This is a genomic window from Micromonospora zingiberis (genome assembly GCF_004331455.1).
GTDB lineage: Bacteria > Actinomycetota > Actinomycetes > Mycobacteriales > Micromonosporaceae > Micromonospora > Micromonospora zingiberis.
Genome location: NZ_SJJR01000024.1, coordinates 56,423 through 71,727, shown reverse-complemented (window position 1 = coordinate 71,727; position 15,305 = coordinate 56,423). Strand labels below are relative to the sequence as shown.

The window sequence follows — 15,305 nt, the reverse complement described above, 5'->3', positions numbered from 1 at the left end:
CGGCAGTCTCCGCCTGACGGCGTCCGTGGTGGCCGCCGAACTCGGCCGCCTCACGCCCCGAGACCGGCACCTCCTGGACCTGCTCGACCAGCACCGAACGTTCACCACCGATCAGCTCGTCGACCTGGCGTTCGGGTCGGTCGGTCGTGCCCGCAACCGCCTCAACACCCTTCACGGCAGGGACATCCTCGACCGGTTCCGGCACTACCAGCGGCCCGGGTCGCAAGCGTGGCGGTGGACCCTCGGCCCGGTCGGCGCGGCCCTCGTCGCAGCCGGCAAGGGTGAGGCGCTGCCCCGTCCGGCTGCCGTACGCGACGCTACCGCCCGTCTTGCCATGTCCCCGACGTTGGCGCACCTGGTGACCGTGAACGGGTTCTTCGTCGCGCTCACCGCGCACGCTCGCGCGCATCCTGGCGCGCGGTTGGTGCGATGGTGGAACGAGGCACGCTGCCGGGAAGCGTGCGGCAACCTGGTCCGCCCGGACGGACACGGCGTGTGGGCCGACAACGGCCGAACGGGGCCGTTCTGGGTCGAGGCCGACCTCGGCACCGAAACCCTTGCCCGGGTGATGGGCAAGCTGACCGGCTACGCCGCACTACCGCCCCGCCGGGCATACCCGGTGCTGTTCTGGCTACCCACCGCCGCCCGTGAGGCCAACCTGCACACCCACCTCCGGCGGACCGGGGTACCGGACGGGGTGACCGTGGCCACCGCCGCCGCCTCGTCCGGCGGCCCGGCGGGGCCGGTCTGGCGCATCCTGGGGCACCCCGACCGGGTGCGTCTGGCCGACCTACCCGCACCGGGCGGGGGCGGTGCGTCGTGGGACGGGTAGCCCTGTGGGTCGCGACCGGAGTAGCCGTAGCGCTGCTGCTGCTCACCTCCGCTACCGCCGGTGTCGTGTCGTCGGTGTTCGGTGGCGGGGGTGGTGGGGGTAGCTGCGTCGGGGCGGTCACCGCGCCGGGCGCGACCCCGGCGGGGTTGTCGGCTGAACAGGCCCGTAACGCCTCGATGATCGTGACCGTGGGTGAGCGGATACGGGTACCCGTGCGCGGGTGGGTGATCGCCGTTGCCACCGCCCTCCAAGAATCCTCGCTGATCAACCACGGGCACCTCGGCCCGGCCAACGATCATGACTCGTTGGGGCTGTTCCAACAGCGACCGTCGCAAGGATGGGGCACCCCGGAACAGATCATGAACCCCGAGTACGCCGCCGCCACGTTCTACGAACGGCTTCTCACCGTGCCCGGGTGGGAACGGCTACCGCTCACCGATGCGGCACAGACAGTGCAACGGTCCGCCTACCCGGACGCCTACGCCAAGCACGAGACACGGGCAACCGAGATCGTCGCCGCGTACACCCGCGGGACGCTGCCGGTCTGCGACGGCGCGCCGATCAGCGCCTCCGGGTGGACTCGCCCCGTGGTGGGCACGGCAGGGTCCGGCTTCCGTACCGCCGCACGGCCCGGCCACGACGGGGTCGACATCATGGCTCCGAAAGGCACCGTCATCCGGGCCGCGTCCGGCGGCGTGGTGGTGCGCGTACGGTGCAACGTCGGGGGCGAGTCGTGGGAACCTACCGGCGGGCCGATGCCGTGCGACAGCGACGGATACCCCGGCCTCGGCGGGTGCGGCTGGTACGCCGACATCCGCCACGCTGGCGACATCGTTTCGCGCTACTGCCACATGGTCCGGCAACCGACCGTAACGGTCGGTCAAACGGTGGTCGCCGGACAACCGATAGGCCACGTCGGAAGCTCCGGAAACTCCTCCGGCCCCCATGTGCACTACGAGATCCACGAAGACGGCAACAATGCCGTTGATCCGGTGCCGTTCATGCGTCAAAGAGGCGTAGCGCTGTAAAGCCGTGAAGTGATTTACCGCACCATATGAATGCGCTTTCGTGGGTGCGCGACCCGTCGCGCGTCTGGCCCTACCGGACGCGCGTGGCGTCATCGTTGACATCCCGAAAACCGGTACCCCGTAAGACGGCGTATGCGGGTCACGCCCTGCTGACCCCATGCGGGGTAGGGAGGTGCGCCGAACGTGGCGCACCGTCGAATAGGGGCCGCTTAATGGCGCATCGTGCGGCGGCAGGGTTTCCGGATAGGAGGATCGGCGCGGCGTTGTGTCGCCCCCCGGTAAAGAGTCTTGGGTGGCGGGGTTGACAACCATCGGGCATCGAGCGTCCATGGACGTGGGCAACAAAAACCGCCCCAGCGAAACCGCAAACAATACGCATTGCGCGTACGCGGAATCGCTATTTGTCGACCCCTTATGTGGAGGTGTATTGCCATGACCGCGAACATCGTTTTGACCCCCGGCACCGACGAGGCCCGGTCCGCCGTCGCCGAGGCGCTGCGCGACCACCCCGGCGTCACCGCCCGCAAGCTGGCCGGACAGGCAAACCTGCCGCTGTCGGTCGTCACCGAGGCGCTCACCGCCATGGAGGCCGCCGGGACCGCCACCCGCACCCCCGACCCGGCCAAGGGCAACCGCAAGAGCGCCGACACGTGGGCACTCGCCACCACGACCGACACGACGCCGGACCCGGCCAGCGAGCCGACCACCGCCGACGACGCCCCGGCCACCACTGACACGACGCCGGACCCGGCCAGCGAGCCGACCTCCGCCGACGACGCGAACGGGGCCGATGAGGCGGACGGGTCGACGCTGCCGGAGGCCCCGGTGTCGGGCGCGCCCGTGTCCGGCGTGCCGGTGTCGGGGGTGTCGGTGTCGGGGGTGCCGGTCGGGCCGCGCCAGCCCGACCTGAAGGTGTTGATCATGGCGGGTGTGTTGGGCGGTCACCCGGACGGCATCACCGCCGATGCGGCGATCGGGGAGAGCGGTCTGTCGGTGGCGATGGGTGACACGATCCTCGCTGCGATGGAGGTTGCCGGTGCGGCCCGTCGCCTGCCGGTCACCGAGGATGGTGACGAGTTGTGGGTGATCGGGGACGGTGACCTCGCCACGGTGGACCCGGCGAACGCGCCGACGCACAGCACGTGCCCGACGTGCGGTCACACCCGCAAGATCCGCCGTCCCTCGGCCCGCCGAACCACCGGCACCGGCCGCACCACGGGTGAGATCAACAGCGACGGGTCGGTCAAGTTGGGCAAGAACGAGTTGCGTAACCGGGTCGAGGCGTTCATGCGTGACCTCGGCCCCGGCCACGACGTGACCCCCGGCACCGTCGCCCGTGAGATCGGCGGACGTAGCCCCGGGGCGGTCCGCAACGGCATGGAGAAGCTGACCGGGTTCGGGGTGCTGGTCCTGACCCGTGAGGCCCCGGAAACCTACGCCCTCGCGGACAACCCGCCCGCCCCGACCGCCGAGGTTCGCGCGTTCATGGCCCCGTCGCAGGCCGACACCACCCCGCCCGCCGGTGACGAGAGCAGCGCCGACGAGGCCGGCACCGACGAGGCCACCGCTGCGCCGGTCCCGGCCTGACCGACCACCCGCCGGGGCCGGGCACCCATGCCCGGCCCCGGCACCCGCACGCCCACCCACAACGAACGGAAGGAACAGACCAATGACCACCCCCCACGACCAACCCAACCCTTACCACCAGGCCAACCACGCCCACGGCCCGGCGGTCGCGCCGGGGTCGCTGCGCTGCCCCGAATGCGGCGAACCCGCCCAGCCCGTGCCGCCGCGTCGCTGGCCCCTCGACGGATTCGCCTCGCGCCCGGCCACGTCCCACCACGACGGCACCCCGCTATGCCCGGTGCCCGGCCCGAACGGCTCGCGACCGGCCGCACCGATCGGCGTACCGGTACCGGCGCGGCTGACCATGTGGCAGGCCGTCCGGCAGTCCTGGCTCATCCACCCTGATTGGACGGTCGCTGATCACCTCGTGTGGCTCGATAACGAGGCGTATGACACCGGCACGCTGACTGGTGACCCGGCGGAGGTGGTCGGCCGGTGGCTGGCCGAGCACCGCCGTACCGCCCCGGTGTCCCGGCCCGCCGACGAGACGCGCGTGTTCATGGTCGCCGGGGGCGACAGGGTGGCGGTGTTCGACTCGGCGGACGAGGCGGGCGTCATGGCCGTGACGATGACCGGCGCGAATCTTGAACCGGTGACCCTGTGTCTGACCGAGGCGCAATGGGCACAGGCACACGCGGTACTACGGTCGGATTTTCCGTACTTCACCGTGACCGACGCCCGGACCGGCCGTGCGGCCGGTGCGTCGTGACCCGCACCTCGCCCACCGGACCTCCCGGGGACGTGCCCGGCATCCCCGCGTCGCTGGCCGCGCGTCCTCACGACGCGCGGCGCGGCCTGCCCATCCCGCCGGTCAACATGCACCCCGACGCGACCGGTGGCGGTTCGCATGTGGACTTCACCACGATCAACACCACTGTCTCGACCCGCCTCGCGGTCGAACGAAGGTGCTCGTTGTGCGGTGAGCCGATGGGGTATTGGGTGGCGTTCCTCGGCGGCCCTCGCGCGGCTGAGCTGATGCGCTACTCGGACCCGCCGGGGCATCCCGAGTGCATGACCGCCGCCGTGTCGCTGTGCCCGCACATCGCGCTCGGTCGGCACCGGCGAGCCCGTGCCGACCGGCCCGGGGCGGGCACCATCCCGCCGGGGTCCCACGGTGACAAACCCGACCGGTACCTGTTGGGCATCACCCGCGCCTACCGGACCCGGTTCATTGCCGAACACGGGTTCACCGTGTACCTACCGGCCCCGTTCAAAACCGTCCACACCTATCCGTACGGGCCGGACGGGCGGCTACGCCCGGCCACCGACACCCGGTAGGCCACGCCCGGCGGCGGGCGTCAGATTCGCCGTAGAAACCTCCATCGACTCCATCCGATCGCCTTGATCGACGCATGGAGGTAGGAAACATTGTTGTTGGCGGCGCGGTCCGGGGGATTGCGACCCCCCGGCCCGCCGCTCACCCGAATGTCACGACCTAGGAAGGGGTGCCACCGTGGCACACGAACTCGAAACGTTCGCGAACGGCCAGACGGCGTTCGCCTCCGCGCGGTTGACCGCCTGGCATCAGCTCGGCACGGTCACCGACGCCTGCATGACCGCGCAGGAGGTCATGAGCAAGGCGTGGCTCGGCGGCTGGGAGGTCCGCAAGATCGCCCTCCAGGGCATCGAGGTCACCGACAAGGGTGTGACGAAGGTCGACTGCCCCGACAAGTACATGACCGTTCGCACCAACCCCGTCACGGGCGAGACCGAGTACCTCGGGGTGGTGGGCGAGGACTACAGCGTGGTCCAGAACGAGCAGGTCGCCGAGACCCTCAACCTCCTGGTCGACGCCTCCGGCGCGCACTTCGAGACCGCCGGCTCCATGCGCAAGGGCCGCTCGGTGTTCGTCACCATGAAGCTGCCACAGGCCATGCGGATCGCCGGAGTCGACGACATGGACCTCTACCTCGCGGCCACCACCAGCCACGACGGCACCGCCGCGCTTCGCCTCGACGCCACCCCCGTGCGGATCGTGTGCGCGAACACCCAAGCCCTCGCCTACCAGCGGTCGCGCAGCTCGTACACGTTCCGGCACACCTCGAACGTCACCAGCAAGATCGCCGAGGCGCGGCAGGCCCTCGGCCTGATGTGGAAGGCGTTCGCCGACTTCGAGACCGAAGCCGAGAAGATGATCAACGAGTCGTTGACCATGGGCGAGTTCGAGAAGGTCATCGCGCAGGTGTGGCCCCTCGCGGACGACGCCTCGGACGCCGCGAAGAACAACGCGAAGCAGCGCACGAACACGTTGCGGTACTTGATCCGGGACGCGGACACGCAGAAGGCGATCAAGGGCACCCGGTGGGCCGGATACCAGGCCATCACGGAGTACGTGGACCACTTCGCTCCGGCCAAGACCGACCGAGTGCGGGCGACGCGGGCGTTGACCGGTGCCGGTGCGGACCTGAAGGCCCGCGCGTTCGAGTTGTTGGCGGTCTGAGGTGGGCCGGCATTGGGGCCGGGCCAGCGCGCCCGGCCCCGGTACCGGCGGACACCCCGCCACCGGTACCGCAGACACCACCAGCGAGACCACGCAGCCCACCACCGAGCCGACCGTCGCACAAGCGCCGGTGCCCACCGCCGAGGCGGTGATCAAGCTGGCCAACGAGGTGTGCGCCGCCTTCGCGGCGGCCGAGGTCGCCCGCGCGATGGCCGAACACTCCGCCACCCAAGCCGAACACGCCACCCTCACCACTCGCGCCGAACAGTGGGACGCCCTCGTCAACGAGAAGTGGACGGCCCTGGTGGGAGTCATCTGGGCGGCGTTGCCACACGCGGGGCAGGTGGAGCGGTTCCTGCCGGTCCGGCCGTTGACCAACGGCCACGTCGAGATGCACGTCCACGACACGCAGGCACGTCGCCTCGTCGTGCTGCTCACCGGCGCGCAGGCCCTCGCCGTGGGCGCGCACCTGACCGCGTACGGGGCGCTCAGCCTCGACCGCAGCGGCCAGAAACTCGATCCCGGCCTACCCCACGTAAAGGCCGCCCCACCGTTCGCCACGAACGGGACCGCCGGGCAACCGGCCACCCCCGACGGTGCCGCCGGGCCACCGGCCGCCCACCCCTGACCGCCGCGACGGGTGCCGCGCGGCCCCGGTCCGACCCCCGGGCCGTGCGGCACCACCGGCGACATCCCTTCGACTCGCTGACGGAGTATCCGGATGAATCCAGACCGACTGTTCGACCTTGCCGCAGAGTTTGCCCAGGCCACCGGCAACGCCGAACGTTTCCATGCCCGCGCGGCGGTCGCCCACCGGCGACGACCGCGCCGCCCACGAGAAGGCGGCGTCGAGGTGGGAGGCCACCGCCGCCCGCCGCCGCGAGCACCTGCGCGCCGCACTGCGCGAGGCGCTGCGCGGCACCGTCAACGCGGTGCCGGACGAGCGGCTGCCGGTCGCGACCTGGCAGGGAGGCCGCGTCGAGGTCCGCGCCACCACCCTCGACGGCACCCGCACCGTGCGCGTGCGGTACACCCCGGCCCAAGCCGCCGCTGCCGGAGTCGCGCTCATCGCCTGCGCCGCCATCACCGACGACCCGAGTGGCAGCACCCTCGCCAGCATCCTCCCCGCCTTCCCACCCACCCCACCCGGCGACAAGCCCGCGACCGACGAGGGGCGGCCGGCATGACGCCCTGGACCGACCCATCGGAGAACACCGACGGTCTCGGCGACGGACAACGGACCCTCAACGGCCCGCAACTCGCGGGCGCGCTGGCCCTGCTCGGCCCGGTCGACCCCATCTGCGCCGAGGTGATCGGCCGGCTCAACCTGCGCGTCTACCCCGGCGGGCCCGGGGACCGCACCGCCTACGTGGTGCTCGACGTGCACGGAGTCTCCATCGGCGTCAAACGCCGCGCCAGTGACCTCTACCTGCACGCCGACACCACCGAGACCGACGACCGCCTCATCGCCTTCGAGGTCAACGGCGGCGGCGAGATCGACCACCCCATCAGCTAGCCCTCACCCCTTGAACGGAGTTGTGATGTACCGATCCCTGGAGTACGGCGACACCGCCCGGGTGACCAAGCCCTCCGACTCGGTCGAGTACCGCCTCGGCACTGTCACCGACGTCCGCTATTCCACCCCACACACCACCCACGCCCGCCGCTACACCCTCCGCTTCCCCAACGGCGACGAGCGCACCTACCCGGCCACGATCGTCAAGCGAGCCACCCGGGCCGACGACCGCGCCGCCCTGGAGGCCGCGCTCACCAAAGCGGCCGAGGCGGTGCGCGACGCCTGCCGCATCGCCCACGACTACGACGCCGACCTCAGCACCGGAACCGCGAGCCTGCTACGGCGGCTGGTCGACCTCGCGAGCCTGCGCCTCGGACTGACACTCATCCCCACCAACCCCGCTCGGCCGCACCACCGCAACCAGGACGGAGGCGACCAGTAATGCCACCGCACATCCCGCATCCCGAGGAATCCGCTCGTCTCCCCGAGGCGGTAGCGCCCCACACGAACACGGCGCCGGTCCCGGAGCCGTTCTACTGCCGTCGCTGCCGCCGCGCGCTCAACATCCGCTTCAACGACCTGGGCATCATCGTGGAGTACCTGCACGCCGCCGAGCAGCGCGGCCACCGCAGCGACCACCGCCCCGAGCCCACACCGGTCACCGAGATCCCCGACCCGATCATCGAGTGCGACTTCTGCACCGCACCCGACGCCGCCTGGATCTACCGGTGCGCCAACCAGGTCACCGACGCGCGCCGCGTCACCGCCCGAGTGGTCGCCGTGGGCGACTACCAGTCTCGGCACCACGCGGCGCGGGTACGCCGCACCGACACCGAGCACGCCTTCACCCAGGCATGGGGCGAACGCTGGTCGGCATGCCAGGGCTGCGCCGACCACATCGAGGCCCGCGACCTGTATGGGCTGATCGGCCGAGTGGCCGACGCCATGCCCGCGAAGCTCACCCGAGGCAAACACCTGATGCGAACCCGGGGCCAACTCCACGACAGGTACTCGGACGTGTTCGACACCCTCGCCCCCAGCCGAGGACGCATCGCCCCCGGCCACCCACTCGGCATCTGGACCCACCAGGCGGGAGAGGCACCATGACCGACACCACAGGGCGGCACGGGTGGCCCGCCTCCACTCACGCGAAGGCCCGCCGCCGGATAGGGCCGGTGTGCGGCGCAGCCGACGTGCCATTGAGCCGCGTCACCGAGGACCCACACCTCGTGACCTGCCCCGACTGCGAAGGGCTGGCCGACATCGACGCCCTTCCCGACGACGCGACAGCGGGTGACCCCCGCGTCATCGAGCTGCTGCGGGAGGCGAAACGCGGCAACTGCCGCAAGATCGACGGGGTGCTGGTGGACGCGACCACCGCCGGTGCGATCCTGACCGTCTACGACGCGCTCAAACCCGCCACCCGCGCGAAACTGGCCGCCCTGCGCATCGACCGGATGGCGCAGGTGGCGTGGAAGGTGCTGCGCCCACGGGAGTAACGAGGTGGGTCGGTGGCCGGCGGGCACACCCGAGGGTGCGTTGCGACCCCGACCGGCCACCTCGCCCACCCGGGCCACCTACGGGCACACGACCGCCCTACCCGAGACAGGCGTGGGGCCGATCCTACGGCCCGAGTCACACCCACCTCGACCACTCGGGCGCCAACAGTTATCCGGAGGGGAGGATGAACGGCGTGGCACGACAGGTCATCGACGGACGGACCGCACTCGACCGGATCGGAGTCGCCGCGCACACCGGTGCGGCCTACACCACCGTCAACCACTGGCACCGCCACCGCGCCCGCTTCGGCTTCCCACACAGCTTCGCGCACGACGGCAGGCAGTGGTTCTGGCTCGACGACATCGAGGCGTTCCACACGGCTCACCTGGCGGCGAAACGCGCCGAGCTGACAAAGGTCGACCGCCGCGGCGACCCGGAGGACCTCCTCGGGTCGGGCGCGGCGGCGAGGGTCCTCGGGTACGCCTCGTACCGCAATCTGCCCGACACCCTGCTCCACCACCCCGACCGGGTCGAGGAACTGTCGGACGGGCGGGTCCGCCGCCTGTGGTTCCGGCGCACGGTGTGGACCGTCGCGGATGCCCGTACGGGCCGGCAATCCACGGGCCGTACTCCTGGCACGACCGGTGCCCGCAAACCGCACCCATACGCCGACGATCCTCGGCTCCACGCCGCTATCACGCTGCTGGCCGAGGCTGACGCCGCCGGGCAGGACCGGCGCGGGCTCGGCGTGACCCTCGCCCGGCAGCTCAACATCACTGAACGCACCGCGCAACGGCTGCTCGCCGCTGCCGCCGACGCGAGCAGCGTCTCCCGCGAGTAGCCCGGCAGGAGCACCGACGAGAGTCGCCCGGTCCGCCATCGCGGACCGGGCGACACTGTCTTGCGCGCTGGTCAGTCCTCGTCGTCGGCAGCAGCCCGAGGCGTCGGCACCTCGATCAGGTAACGCAGCACACCGTTGACGTCGGTGTCCCGGCTGGCAGCGGTGCGCTCCAACACGTCGTACACGTCGGCGTCGATCTCGACCGTGCGGCGCGTGGCTGGTTGCTCGGTCATGTGTGGTTCCTCCTGACAGTTCGGCGCGGTGCCCGGTTGGGCACCCCGGCCTATCCACGCCGACCTCCACGCGGCGATCAAGACCGGCCGTCGTCGCGGGTCGGGTCGGAGACATCGCCAGATGTTCGAGGAAGGCGACGAAGCCGGGTTCACTAGAGATGGGCGGTGGGGCGGGAACCGTTGACCGATCGTGTCTCCTGTCGAAGGGCCGTGAGTAGCTCTGATACGCCGCTGTTGCGGATGGAGTGGCCGTTGTGGCGGAGCCGGCGTGCGAGGGCATCGCGGCTGACGGTGTGACCGTCGCGGACCAGTTGGTCGCGGGCGGTGCGGGCGGCGGGCAGGAGCGGCACGAGATCCGCAGCGAGGTCGACGTCTTCGTTCGTGTCGTCTTCGACGTCGGGGACGTCATCCTCGTGCAATGCACTGTCGGGATCATGGTGGAGCCTGGTGCCCTCCGCGCTGGGGTCGGCGGTCGGGCGGTGGTCGGGGTTGAGTACGACTTCGAGGTGTGGCGTGTCGGCGTCGGCGCTCTGACGTTCGGGTGTCGGAATCGGGCGTGCTGGTCCGGCGTCACCTGGGTTCGCCGGCTGCTCTACCGACGCTGGGGCGGCGGGTGCGGTCGATGCTGTGGCCGGTGTCGCCGGTGTCTTTTCGGCCTCGCGGCGGCGGGCGGCTAGTTCCACTAGGGAGACCGACGCGACGATGATCAACCCGTCCACCGAGAGGGGCAGGAGGTAGGGCACGGTGCCGGTTTCGCCGTAGCGGGCGACGACTCCGACCATGTGGTGATAGCTGATGAACGCGGCGATGGCGGCGATGGCGGTGGCGGCAACGATCCGGATAGCGCCGAGTGCGCGGTGGTGCACGGGTATGCGGGTGACCAGCTCGACGGTGATGAGCAGGGCGAGGGGTGGCCATGCCGCGATGGTCTGGGAGATCGGGTTGGGTTGTGCGTGCAGGATGTTCGCGGTGACCGAGGCCGCTACGCCGAGGGCCAGCGTCGCCCGTACCGCCCACTGCATCCGGATGAGCTGGGCGTTGGTCATGGCCGTGCTCCGCTGACGGGGGCGACGGGTCGGAGTTGGCGTTCGGCGACCCGGCGGGTGGCTTGTGACGGTTCGGCGTCGCCGAGGTCGGCCAGGCGTTCCTCCAACCGGCGCAGCGTGCGCCGCACGGCGTCGGGGCGCTGCTGCCGGCCGTGGATCCGCATGATCCGCTGGTGCAGCTCCTCGTTGACCGGGTCGAGGTCGGCGGCACGTTCGAGCGCCGTAACCGCCTGATCGGGGTGGTCGGGTTCGAGGATCTCCGCGATACGGGCGTACGCGGTGAGGATGTGGTGGCGGTAGCTGGTGGCGTAGTCGGTGGCCCACGGGTGGTCGTGGCCTTCGGCGAAGTCACCCGCGTACAGGTCGGTCGCGCGGCGCAGCGCGGCAAGCGCATCCGCTTCGTCGTCGGTGGCGCTGGTGTGGTTGATGGCGGTGAGCATCTGCCAGAGGTCCACGGTGACGGTCTGTGGATCGAGATGGTATCGGCCGGTGGCGGGGTCGTAGACGATGAACATGGGCTCGTCGTGGCCGGTCGCGGTGCGCAGGACTCGGCGGGCGGTGGTGATGTCGGTGCGGATGCGTTTGACCGCGACGGCGGGGTCGATGTCGGGGTGCAGGTCGGCGGTGAGCTGGTCGAGGGTGCGGCCGGCGGGGTGGGCGGCCAGGACGGCGAGGATCGCGTAGGAGCCGCTGCGCATCCCGGTGGCGATGGGGCCGGCGGCAGTGGCGACGGAGACCGGACCGAGCACCTGGAGGCGGACCAGGGCCGCCGTGGCGTCGGGCTGGGCTGGTATCGGCTCGGTCGCCTCGCTGGGCGCCGCGGCTGGCGAGGTCTCGGTGGGCGGGTCGTCGACGTCAGTGCCGGCTTCAGGCCGGGCCAAGGTGTCGGTGAGCATGGTCAGGATGGCGGCGAGGTCGCCTGCGCCGAGGGTGGACAGCCGCGCCACCGGGTACGGGGTGTCGCTGGTGACGCCGCCCTCGGCGGTGATCTCGGCGGTGGGGATGGCGTCGTGGTCACCGAGGATGACCGGGTGGAGGTCCAGCGCCGTGCGGTGGGCGGCGACGGCGTGGAGGCGGGCGGCGTGCCGGCGGGTGGATTCGATGAGCAGCACGTACGGCGGTTGGGTCTCGGCGTGATCCTCACGAGTGTTGAGTTCGGTGATCGTCTCGGCGTCGAAGGTGTCCAGCAGCCGTCTGCGTCCGATCATCTCCTCTTCGGCGTGGGTGATGGCGGCGGCGGTGTCGGCGAGCACGACGAGTCGTTCTCCGTCGTAGGCGGTGCCGTCGGGGTCCAGCCCGACCGCCTGGGCGTCCTCAGGCAGAAGTCGGCTGAGTAGGTCGGCGGTCGTGACGACCACGGGACGGAGGACGGCGGTCTCGGTCGCGTTGGTGGTGAGGACGGCGGCGAGGATGGCACGGGCCGCCGGTATCGCGCCGTGACCATGCAGGGCGATGCCGGGGCCGGGCAGGTGGAACAGGCTCACCTCGGCGGCGTCGGTGTCGATGCCGACCGGGGCCGGCACGGCAGGTGCGGCGGGCCGGTGGTCGCTGCCGGTGCGGAGGTGGCGGCTGCCGATCGTGTCGAGGCGGGCCAGAGACGACGGCAGCGGGGAGGGTTGCGCCGCGATGGTGGCTGGTGGGCCGAAGGTGAGCCGGGCGCGGCGGCGTCGTTGCAGGCGGAGCAGGGCGGCCACGGCGGCGATGGCGGCGGCCAGGCCGAGGCTGATCCACCCTTGCGCAGGCAGGGCGATGCCGGGCTCGTCGTGTGGTTCGTCCTGGGGCGGCTCGGTGTCCGGCGCGGGCGTCGTGGCCTCGTCTGCGTCGCTGGGTGCGCTCGGGGCGGTGGTGTGTGGTGTCGGCGTGCTCGGCTCCGGACTGCTGGGGGGCGGTGTGACGGTGGCCGGTGGCGTGGGTGGGGCCGCCTCGGTGGCCTCCGGTGTGCTGATGTCGGTGCCGGGCGCGGCGGGTGCCGGGGTGACCTTGCGGGCGGGTAGGGCGAGTATCCAACCGATGTGAATCTGGTCCGGGTCGGTGAGCGCATAACCGTTGGCTTGTTCGTGGCCCCGGTTGAGTTTGTAGATCTCCCGCCAGCGGTGCGGGTCGCCGAGATGGTTCGCGGCGAGGTCCCACAGGTTGTCTCCGGCGACGACCTGGTGTGTCCCGCCCGGTGCGTCTTGCGCCCAATCGGGGACGGCGGCGGGGCTGTTCCGGTGGGCTGCGAGGGGTACGGCGGTGCTGGTGGCGGCCGGGCTGGAGGCAGACATGCTGACGGTGAGCGCCGAACGCGGGCCGTGGTGGTGGGTTGCGGGGGTGCCGGTGTGTGCGGAGGCGACGGCCACGGCCGGGCGGCGGGCGGCGGCATCGGACGCAGCCGCACTCGGACTGGTGGTAACGACGCGGGCGGCGTCGACCAGCACGGCTCCCACGATCGCGCCGACGAGGACGGCGGCGACCCAACGGATTGGGCCACGTCGCCCCGGGCGAGGGCGCGTCGAGCCCCGCCGGGTGGCGGACGCGACGGCCAGGGCTTCGATGATCTCGATGGTGGTGTCGCGGAGGAACTGTGCCCACAGCAGCCAGCCGATCGTGGCGAGCAGCGCGAGGACCATGTGATCGGACCATGGACTCGTGAGAGCGCCGGACAGGTCGGCCAGGCTCGGTATCGCGCCAGGGTGGGGCCAGCCGATCCAGTCGAGGGGCCAGCCGACGGCGACGATCAGCAGCCACGGCACCCCGATGGTGAAGCCGGTCAGCACGGCGAGCGCGAGCAGGGCACGCAGGGTCCGGGCGACGACGGCGAAGGCGCGGGACATGCTGATTGTCCTCTCCGAACGGGGTGGTCAGGTGGTGGGGGCGGTGACGCCCTGCACGGCGGTCGCGGTGGCGGTCGCGGATACGGCGAGCTGCCGCACGCCGATGATCTGCAGGAGTTGCGTACGACTGGAACGGTGCACGGTCACGGTGACCGTGGTCGTGGTCGCGGTGGCCTCGCCATCGGCGCCGGCCGAGACCAGCCACGCCCGCGCTGCCGTGGCGGCGCGGGTCGGGTCGAGTTGGGCCACGTTGCGGGTGCGGTACTGGTACAGGTCGAGTTCCTGTGCGCCGGCTCGTGCTGCGGCCTGGGCGAGGTCGAGGGCGCGGACCTTCTCCGTGAGCGCCAGACCGGCGTCGAGGACCAGACCGGCCACGGCGAGCAGGGCGACGGTCATGAGGACCGCGAACGCGGTCACCTGACCGGAGTCGTCTGCGGAGCGTTCGCGTAGTCGCTGCCAGCGGCGGGCATGAGGTGGGGTCACGAGGGGCCTCCACGCCATACGTCGATTGGGGAGGTCGCTGTGGCCGTGACGGTGCGGGTGCCCGGGACGGACAGCAGGGCGAGGTCGGATAGGGGAACGGTGCAGGCCACGGTCACGGTGACCGCCCCGCCGGGTTGGAGTCCGCCGGTGGTGACGGTGACGGTGACCTGTTGGCAGGTGACCACGCCTCGGCCGGCGAGGGTTTCCCGGGCGGTGCGGTCGGCCTCGGCGCGGGCGGCGGCGTCGGTGCGGGCGAGCGAGGCGGACCGGGCTGCGGCGCTGGCGGCGGCGTCGAGGTCCATCTGCGCGGTAACCAGCCGGCCGCAGAGCACCACGAACAGCATCATGGCGACCAGCAGCGGGGTCGCCAGCGCCGCCTCGGCGGTGCTCGCCCCCCGGTCATCATCAGCCAGCCGCCGCCATCGCTGGATCAGCCCGGCCCGCGTTCCTGTCTGGGTCATGGGACGGACCCGTCTGCTGCGTGCGGGACGAAGCGCTCGGTGGGCCGAACCACTGTGGCGCGGACCGTCCATCGCACGCCCGGGACCACGGTGGCGGCTTGGCCCACGATCTCGACGCGAACCTCGGTGGCGGTGCGGGTCACTGACACCGACGGGTCCTTGAGTACCCCGTTGCCGATGGCGGCGAGGGTCTGCCCGCCCGCGTCGCGGCCGGCGGCGGCGCTGGAGTCGTAGCCGGCGGCGGTGTTGGCCGCGCGGGTCGCGGCGCTCTGGGCGACGTGGGTGGCGTGCATGAACACTCCGGCCTGGATGACGAACATGACCATCAGGAGGAGCAGCGGCATCGCGATGGCCAGCTCGGCGGTAGCGGCACCTGAGTCAGGGCGGGCGGTCACCTGCCGCCAGCGGGCGCGGAGTCGGCCGGCCGCGCCGAGCGCCGGGGAGGGCGGGCGCTCGGCGCGGTGCTCCCGGATGGTCGGCACCATG

Annotated in this window: 19 protein-coding genes; 13 read left to right on the top strand and 6 right to left on the bottom strand. The window is 71.5% G+C overall.

Annotated elements, in window-relative coordinates; all coding sequences use genetic code 11:
* Positions 1–28 precede the first annotated feature (28 nt).
* The 13 genes from E0H26_RS25560 (at position 29) to E0H26_RS25500 (ending at position 9,783) form a co-directional block, all read left to right on the top strand.
* Positions 29–832 (top strand): replication-relaxation family protein, encoded by an 804-nt coding sequence (locus E0H26_RS25560; protein WP_131308049.1) that lies wholly within the window; start codon positions 29–31, stop codon positions 830–832.
* Positions 820–1,860 (top strand): M23 family metallopeptidase, encoded by a 1,041-nt coding sequence (locus tag E0H26_RS25555; protein WP_131308047.1) that lies wholly within the window; start codon positions 820–822, stop codon positions 1,858–1,860. The genes E0H26_RS25560 and E0H26_RS25555 overlap by 13 nt, the downstream gene beginning before the upstream one ends.
* Before the next feature lie 432 nt (positions 1,861–2,292).
* Positions 2,293–3,447, top strand: a complete 1,155-nt coding sequence (locus E0H26_RS25550; protein ID WP_131308045.1) for a helix-turn-helix domain-containing protein — start codon at positions 2,293–2,295, stop codon at positions 3,445–3,447.
* Between the two features lie 82 nt (positions 3,448–3,529).
* Positions 3,530–4,195, top strand: coding sequence for a hypothetical protein (locus tag E0H26_RS25545; RefSeq protein WP_240742367.1), 666 nt, complete (start codon positions 3,530–3,532; stop codon positions 4,193–4,195).
* A complete protein-coding gene (locus E0H26_RS30155) occupies positions 4,192–4,764 on the top strand; it encodes a hypothetical protein (protein ID WP_240742366.1) in 573 nt (190 codons plus the stop codon). The genes E0H26_RS25545 and E0H26_RS30155 overlap by 4 nt, the downstream gene beginning before the upstream one ends.
* A 175-nt stretch (positions 4,765–4,939) precedes the next feature.
* Positions 4,940–5,926, top strand: coding sequence for a DUF932 domain-containing protein (locus E0H26_RS25535; protein ID WP_131308043.1), 987 nt, complete (start codon positions 4,940–4,942; stop codon positions 5,924–5,926).
* A gap of 1 nt (position 5,927) precedes the next feature.
* Positions 5,928–6,554, top strand: a complete 627-nt coding sequence (locus E0H26_RS25530; protein WP_131308041.1) for a hypothetical protein — start codon at positions 5,928–5,930, stop codon at positions 6,552–6,554.
* 163 nt (positions 6,555–6,717) lie between these two features.
* The gene (locus tag E0H26_RS25525) at positions 6,718–7,113 is read left to right on the top strand and encodes a hypothetical protein (RefSeq protein ID WP_240742365.1); all 396 of its coding nucleotides are present in this window, start codon (positions 6,718–6,720) and stop codon (positions 7,111–7,113) included.
* Positions 7,110–7,442 carry a hypothetical protein gene (locus E0H26_RS25520; RefSeq protein ID WP_131308039.1) on the top strand — a complete coding sequence of 111 codons (333 nt, stop codon included), beginning with the start codon at positions 7,110–7,112 and terminating at the stop codon, positions 7,440–7,442. Before E0H26_RS25525 ends, E0H26_RS25520 begins: the two co-directional genes overlap by 4 nt.
* A 25-nt stretch (positions 7,443–7,467) precedes the next feature.
* The gene (locus tag E0H26_RS25515; protein WP_131308038.1) at positions 7,468–7,884 is read left to right on the top strand and encodes a hypothetical protein; all 417 of its coding nucleotides are present in this window, start codon (positions 7,468–7,470) and stop codon (positions 7,882–7,884) included.
* A complete protein-coding gene (locus E0H26_RS25510) occupies positions 7,884–8,549 on the top strand; it encodes a hypothetical protein (RefSeq protein WP_131308036.1) in 666 nt (221 codons plus the stop codon). The genes E0H26_RS25515 and E0H26_RS25510 overlap by 1 nt, the downstream gene beginning before the upstream one ends.
* Positions 8,546–8,941 (top strand): hypothetical protein, encoded by a 396-nt coding sequence (locus tag E0H26_RS25505; protein WP_131308034.1) that lies wholly within the window; start codon positions 8,546–8,548, stop codon positions 8,939–8,941. Before E0H26_RS25510 ends, E0H26_RS25505 begins: the two co-directional genes overlap by 4 nt.
* Positions 8,942–9,126: 185 nt before the next feature.
* Positions 9,127–9,783 carry a hypothetical protein gene (locus E0H26_RS25500; protein WP_131308032.1) on the top strand — a complete coding sequence of 219 codons (657 nt, stop codon included), beginning with the start codon at positions 9,127–9,129 and terminating at the stop codon, positions 9,781–9,783.
* 71 nt (positions 9,784–9,854) lie between these two features.
* Here the strand turns inward: E0H26_RS25500 and E0H26_RS29445 are convergent, their stop codons facing one another.
* The 6 genes from E0H26_RS29445 to E0H26_RS25475 all read right to left on the bottom strand — a co-directional run bounded on the left by E0H26_RS29445 (position 9,855) and on the right by E0H26_RS25475 (position 15,304).
* Positions 9,855–10,016, bottom strand: coding sequence for a hypothetical protein (locus E0H26_RS29445; protein WP_165521983.1), 162 nt, complete (start codon positions 10,014–10,016; stop codon positions 9,855–9,857).
* A gap of 152 nt (positions 10,017–10,168) precedes the next feature.
* Positions 10,169–11,062, bottom strand: coding sequence for a DUF2637 domain-containing protein (locus E0H26_RS25495; RefSeq protein ID WP_131308030.1), 894 nt, complete (start codon positions 11,060–11,062; stop codon positions 10,169–10,171).
* Positions 11,059–13,875: an AfsR/SARP family transcriptional regulator gene (locus E0H26_RS25490; protein WP_131308028.1), complete on the bottom strand. Its 2,817-nt coding sequence runs from the start codon at positions 13,873–13,875 to the stop codon at positions 11,059–11,061. Before E0H26_RS25490 ends, E0H26_RS25495 begins: the two co-directional genes overlap by 4 nt.
* 27 nt (positions 13,876–13,902) lie before the next feature.
* On the bottom strand, positions 13,903–14,376 hold the full coding sequence (locus E0H26_RS25485) for a pilus assembly protein TadG-related protein (RefSeq protein ID WP_131308026.1): 474 nt from the start codon (positions 14,374–14,376) through the stop codon (positions 13,903–13,905).
* Positions 14,355–14,819 (bottom strand): TadE/TadG family type IV pilus assembly protein, encoded by a 465-nt coding sequence (locus E0H26_RS25480; protein ID WP_131308024.1) that lies wholly within the window; start codon positions 14,817–14,819, stop codon positions 14,355–14,357. Before E0H26_RS25480 ends, E0H26_RS25485 begins: the two co-directional genes overlap by 22 nt.
* Positions 14,816–15,304: a TadE family protein gene (locus E0H26_RS25475; RefSeq protein WP_131308022.1), complete on the bottom strand. Its 489-nt coding sequence runs from the start codon at positions 15,302–15,304 to the stop codon at positions 14,816–14,818. Before E0H26_RS25475 ends, E0H26_RS25480 begins: the two co-directional genes overlap by 4 nt.
* Between the last annotated feature and the right edge of the window lies 1 nt (position 15,305).

Coding starts and splice junctions, on each gene's coding strand:
- E0H26_RS25550 (WP_131308045.1), top strand. CDS start 2,293: ATGACCGCGAACATCGTTTTGACCCCCGGCACCGACGAGGCCCGGTCC.
- E0H26_RS25545 (WP_240742367.1), top strand. CDS start 3,530: ATGACCACCCCCCACGACCAACCCAACCCTTACCACCAGGCCAACCAC.
- E0H26_RS25525 (WP_240742365.1), top strand. CDS start 6,718: ATGCCCGCGCGGCGGTCGCCCACCGGCGACGACCGCGCCGCCCACGAG.
- E0H26_RS25520 (WP_131308039.1), top strand. CDS start 7,110: ATGACGCCCTGGACCGACCCATCGGAGAACACCGACGGTCTCGGCGAC.
- E0H26_RS25515 (WP_131308038.1), top strand. CDS start 7,468: ATGTACCGATCCCTGGAGTACGGCGACACCGCCCGGGTGACCAAGCCC.
- E0H26_RS25510 (WP_131308036.1), top strand. CDS start 7,884: ATGCCACCGCACATCCCGCATCCCGAGGAATCCGCTCGTCTCCCCGAG.
- E0H26_RS25505 (WP_131308034.1), top strand. CDS start 8,546: ATGACCGACACCACAGGGCGGCACGGGTGGCCCGCCTCCACTCACGCG.
- E0H26_RS25500 (WP_131308032.1), top strand. CDS start 9,127: ATGAACGGCGTGGCACGACAGGTCATCGACGGACGGACCGCACTCGAC.
- E0H26_RS29445 (WP_165521983.1), bottom strand. CDS start 10,016: ATGACCGAGCAACCAGCCACGCGCCGCACGGTCGAGATCGACGCCGAC.
- E0H26_RS25495 (WP_131308030.1), bottom strand. CDS start 11,062: ATGACCAACGCCCAGCTCATCCGGATGCAGTGGGCGGTACGGGCGACG.
- E0H26_RS25490 (WP_131308028.1), bottom strand. CDS start 13,875: ATGTCCCGCGCCTTCGCCGTCGTCGCCCGGACCCTGCGTGCCCTGCTC.
- E0H26_RS25485 (WP_131308026.1), bottom strand. CDS start 14,376: ATGGCGTGGAGGCCCCTCGTGACCCCACCTCATGCCCGCCGCTGGCAG.
- E0H26_RS25480 (WP_131308024.1), bottom strand. CDS start 14,819: ATGACCCAGACAGGAACGCGGGCCGGGCTGATCCAGCGATGGCGGCGG.
- E0H26_RS25475 (WP_131308022.1), bottom strand. CDS start 15,304: ATGGTGCCGACCATCCGGGAGCACCGCGCCGAGCGCCCGCCCTCCCCG.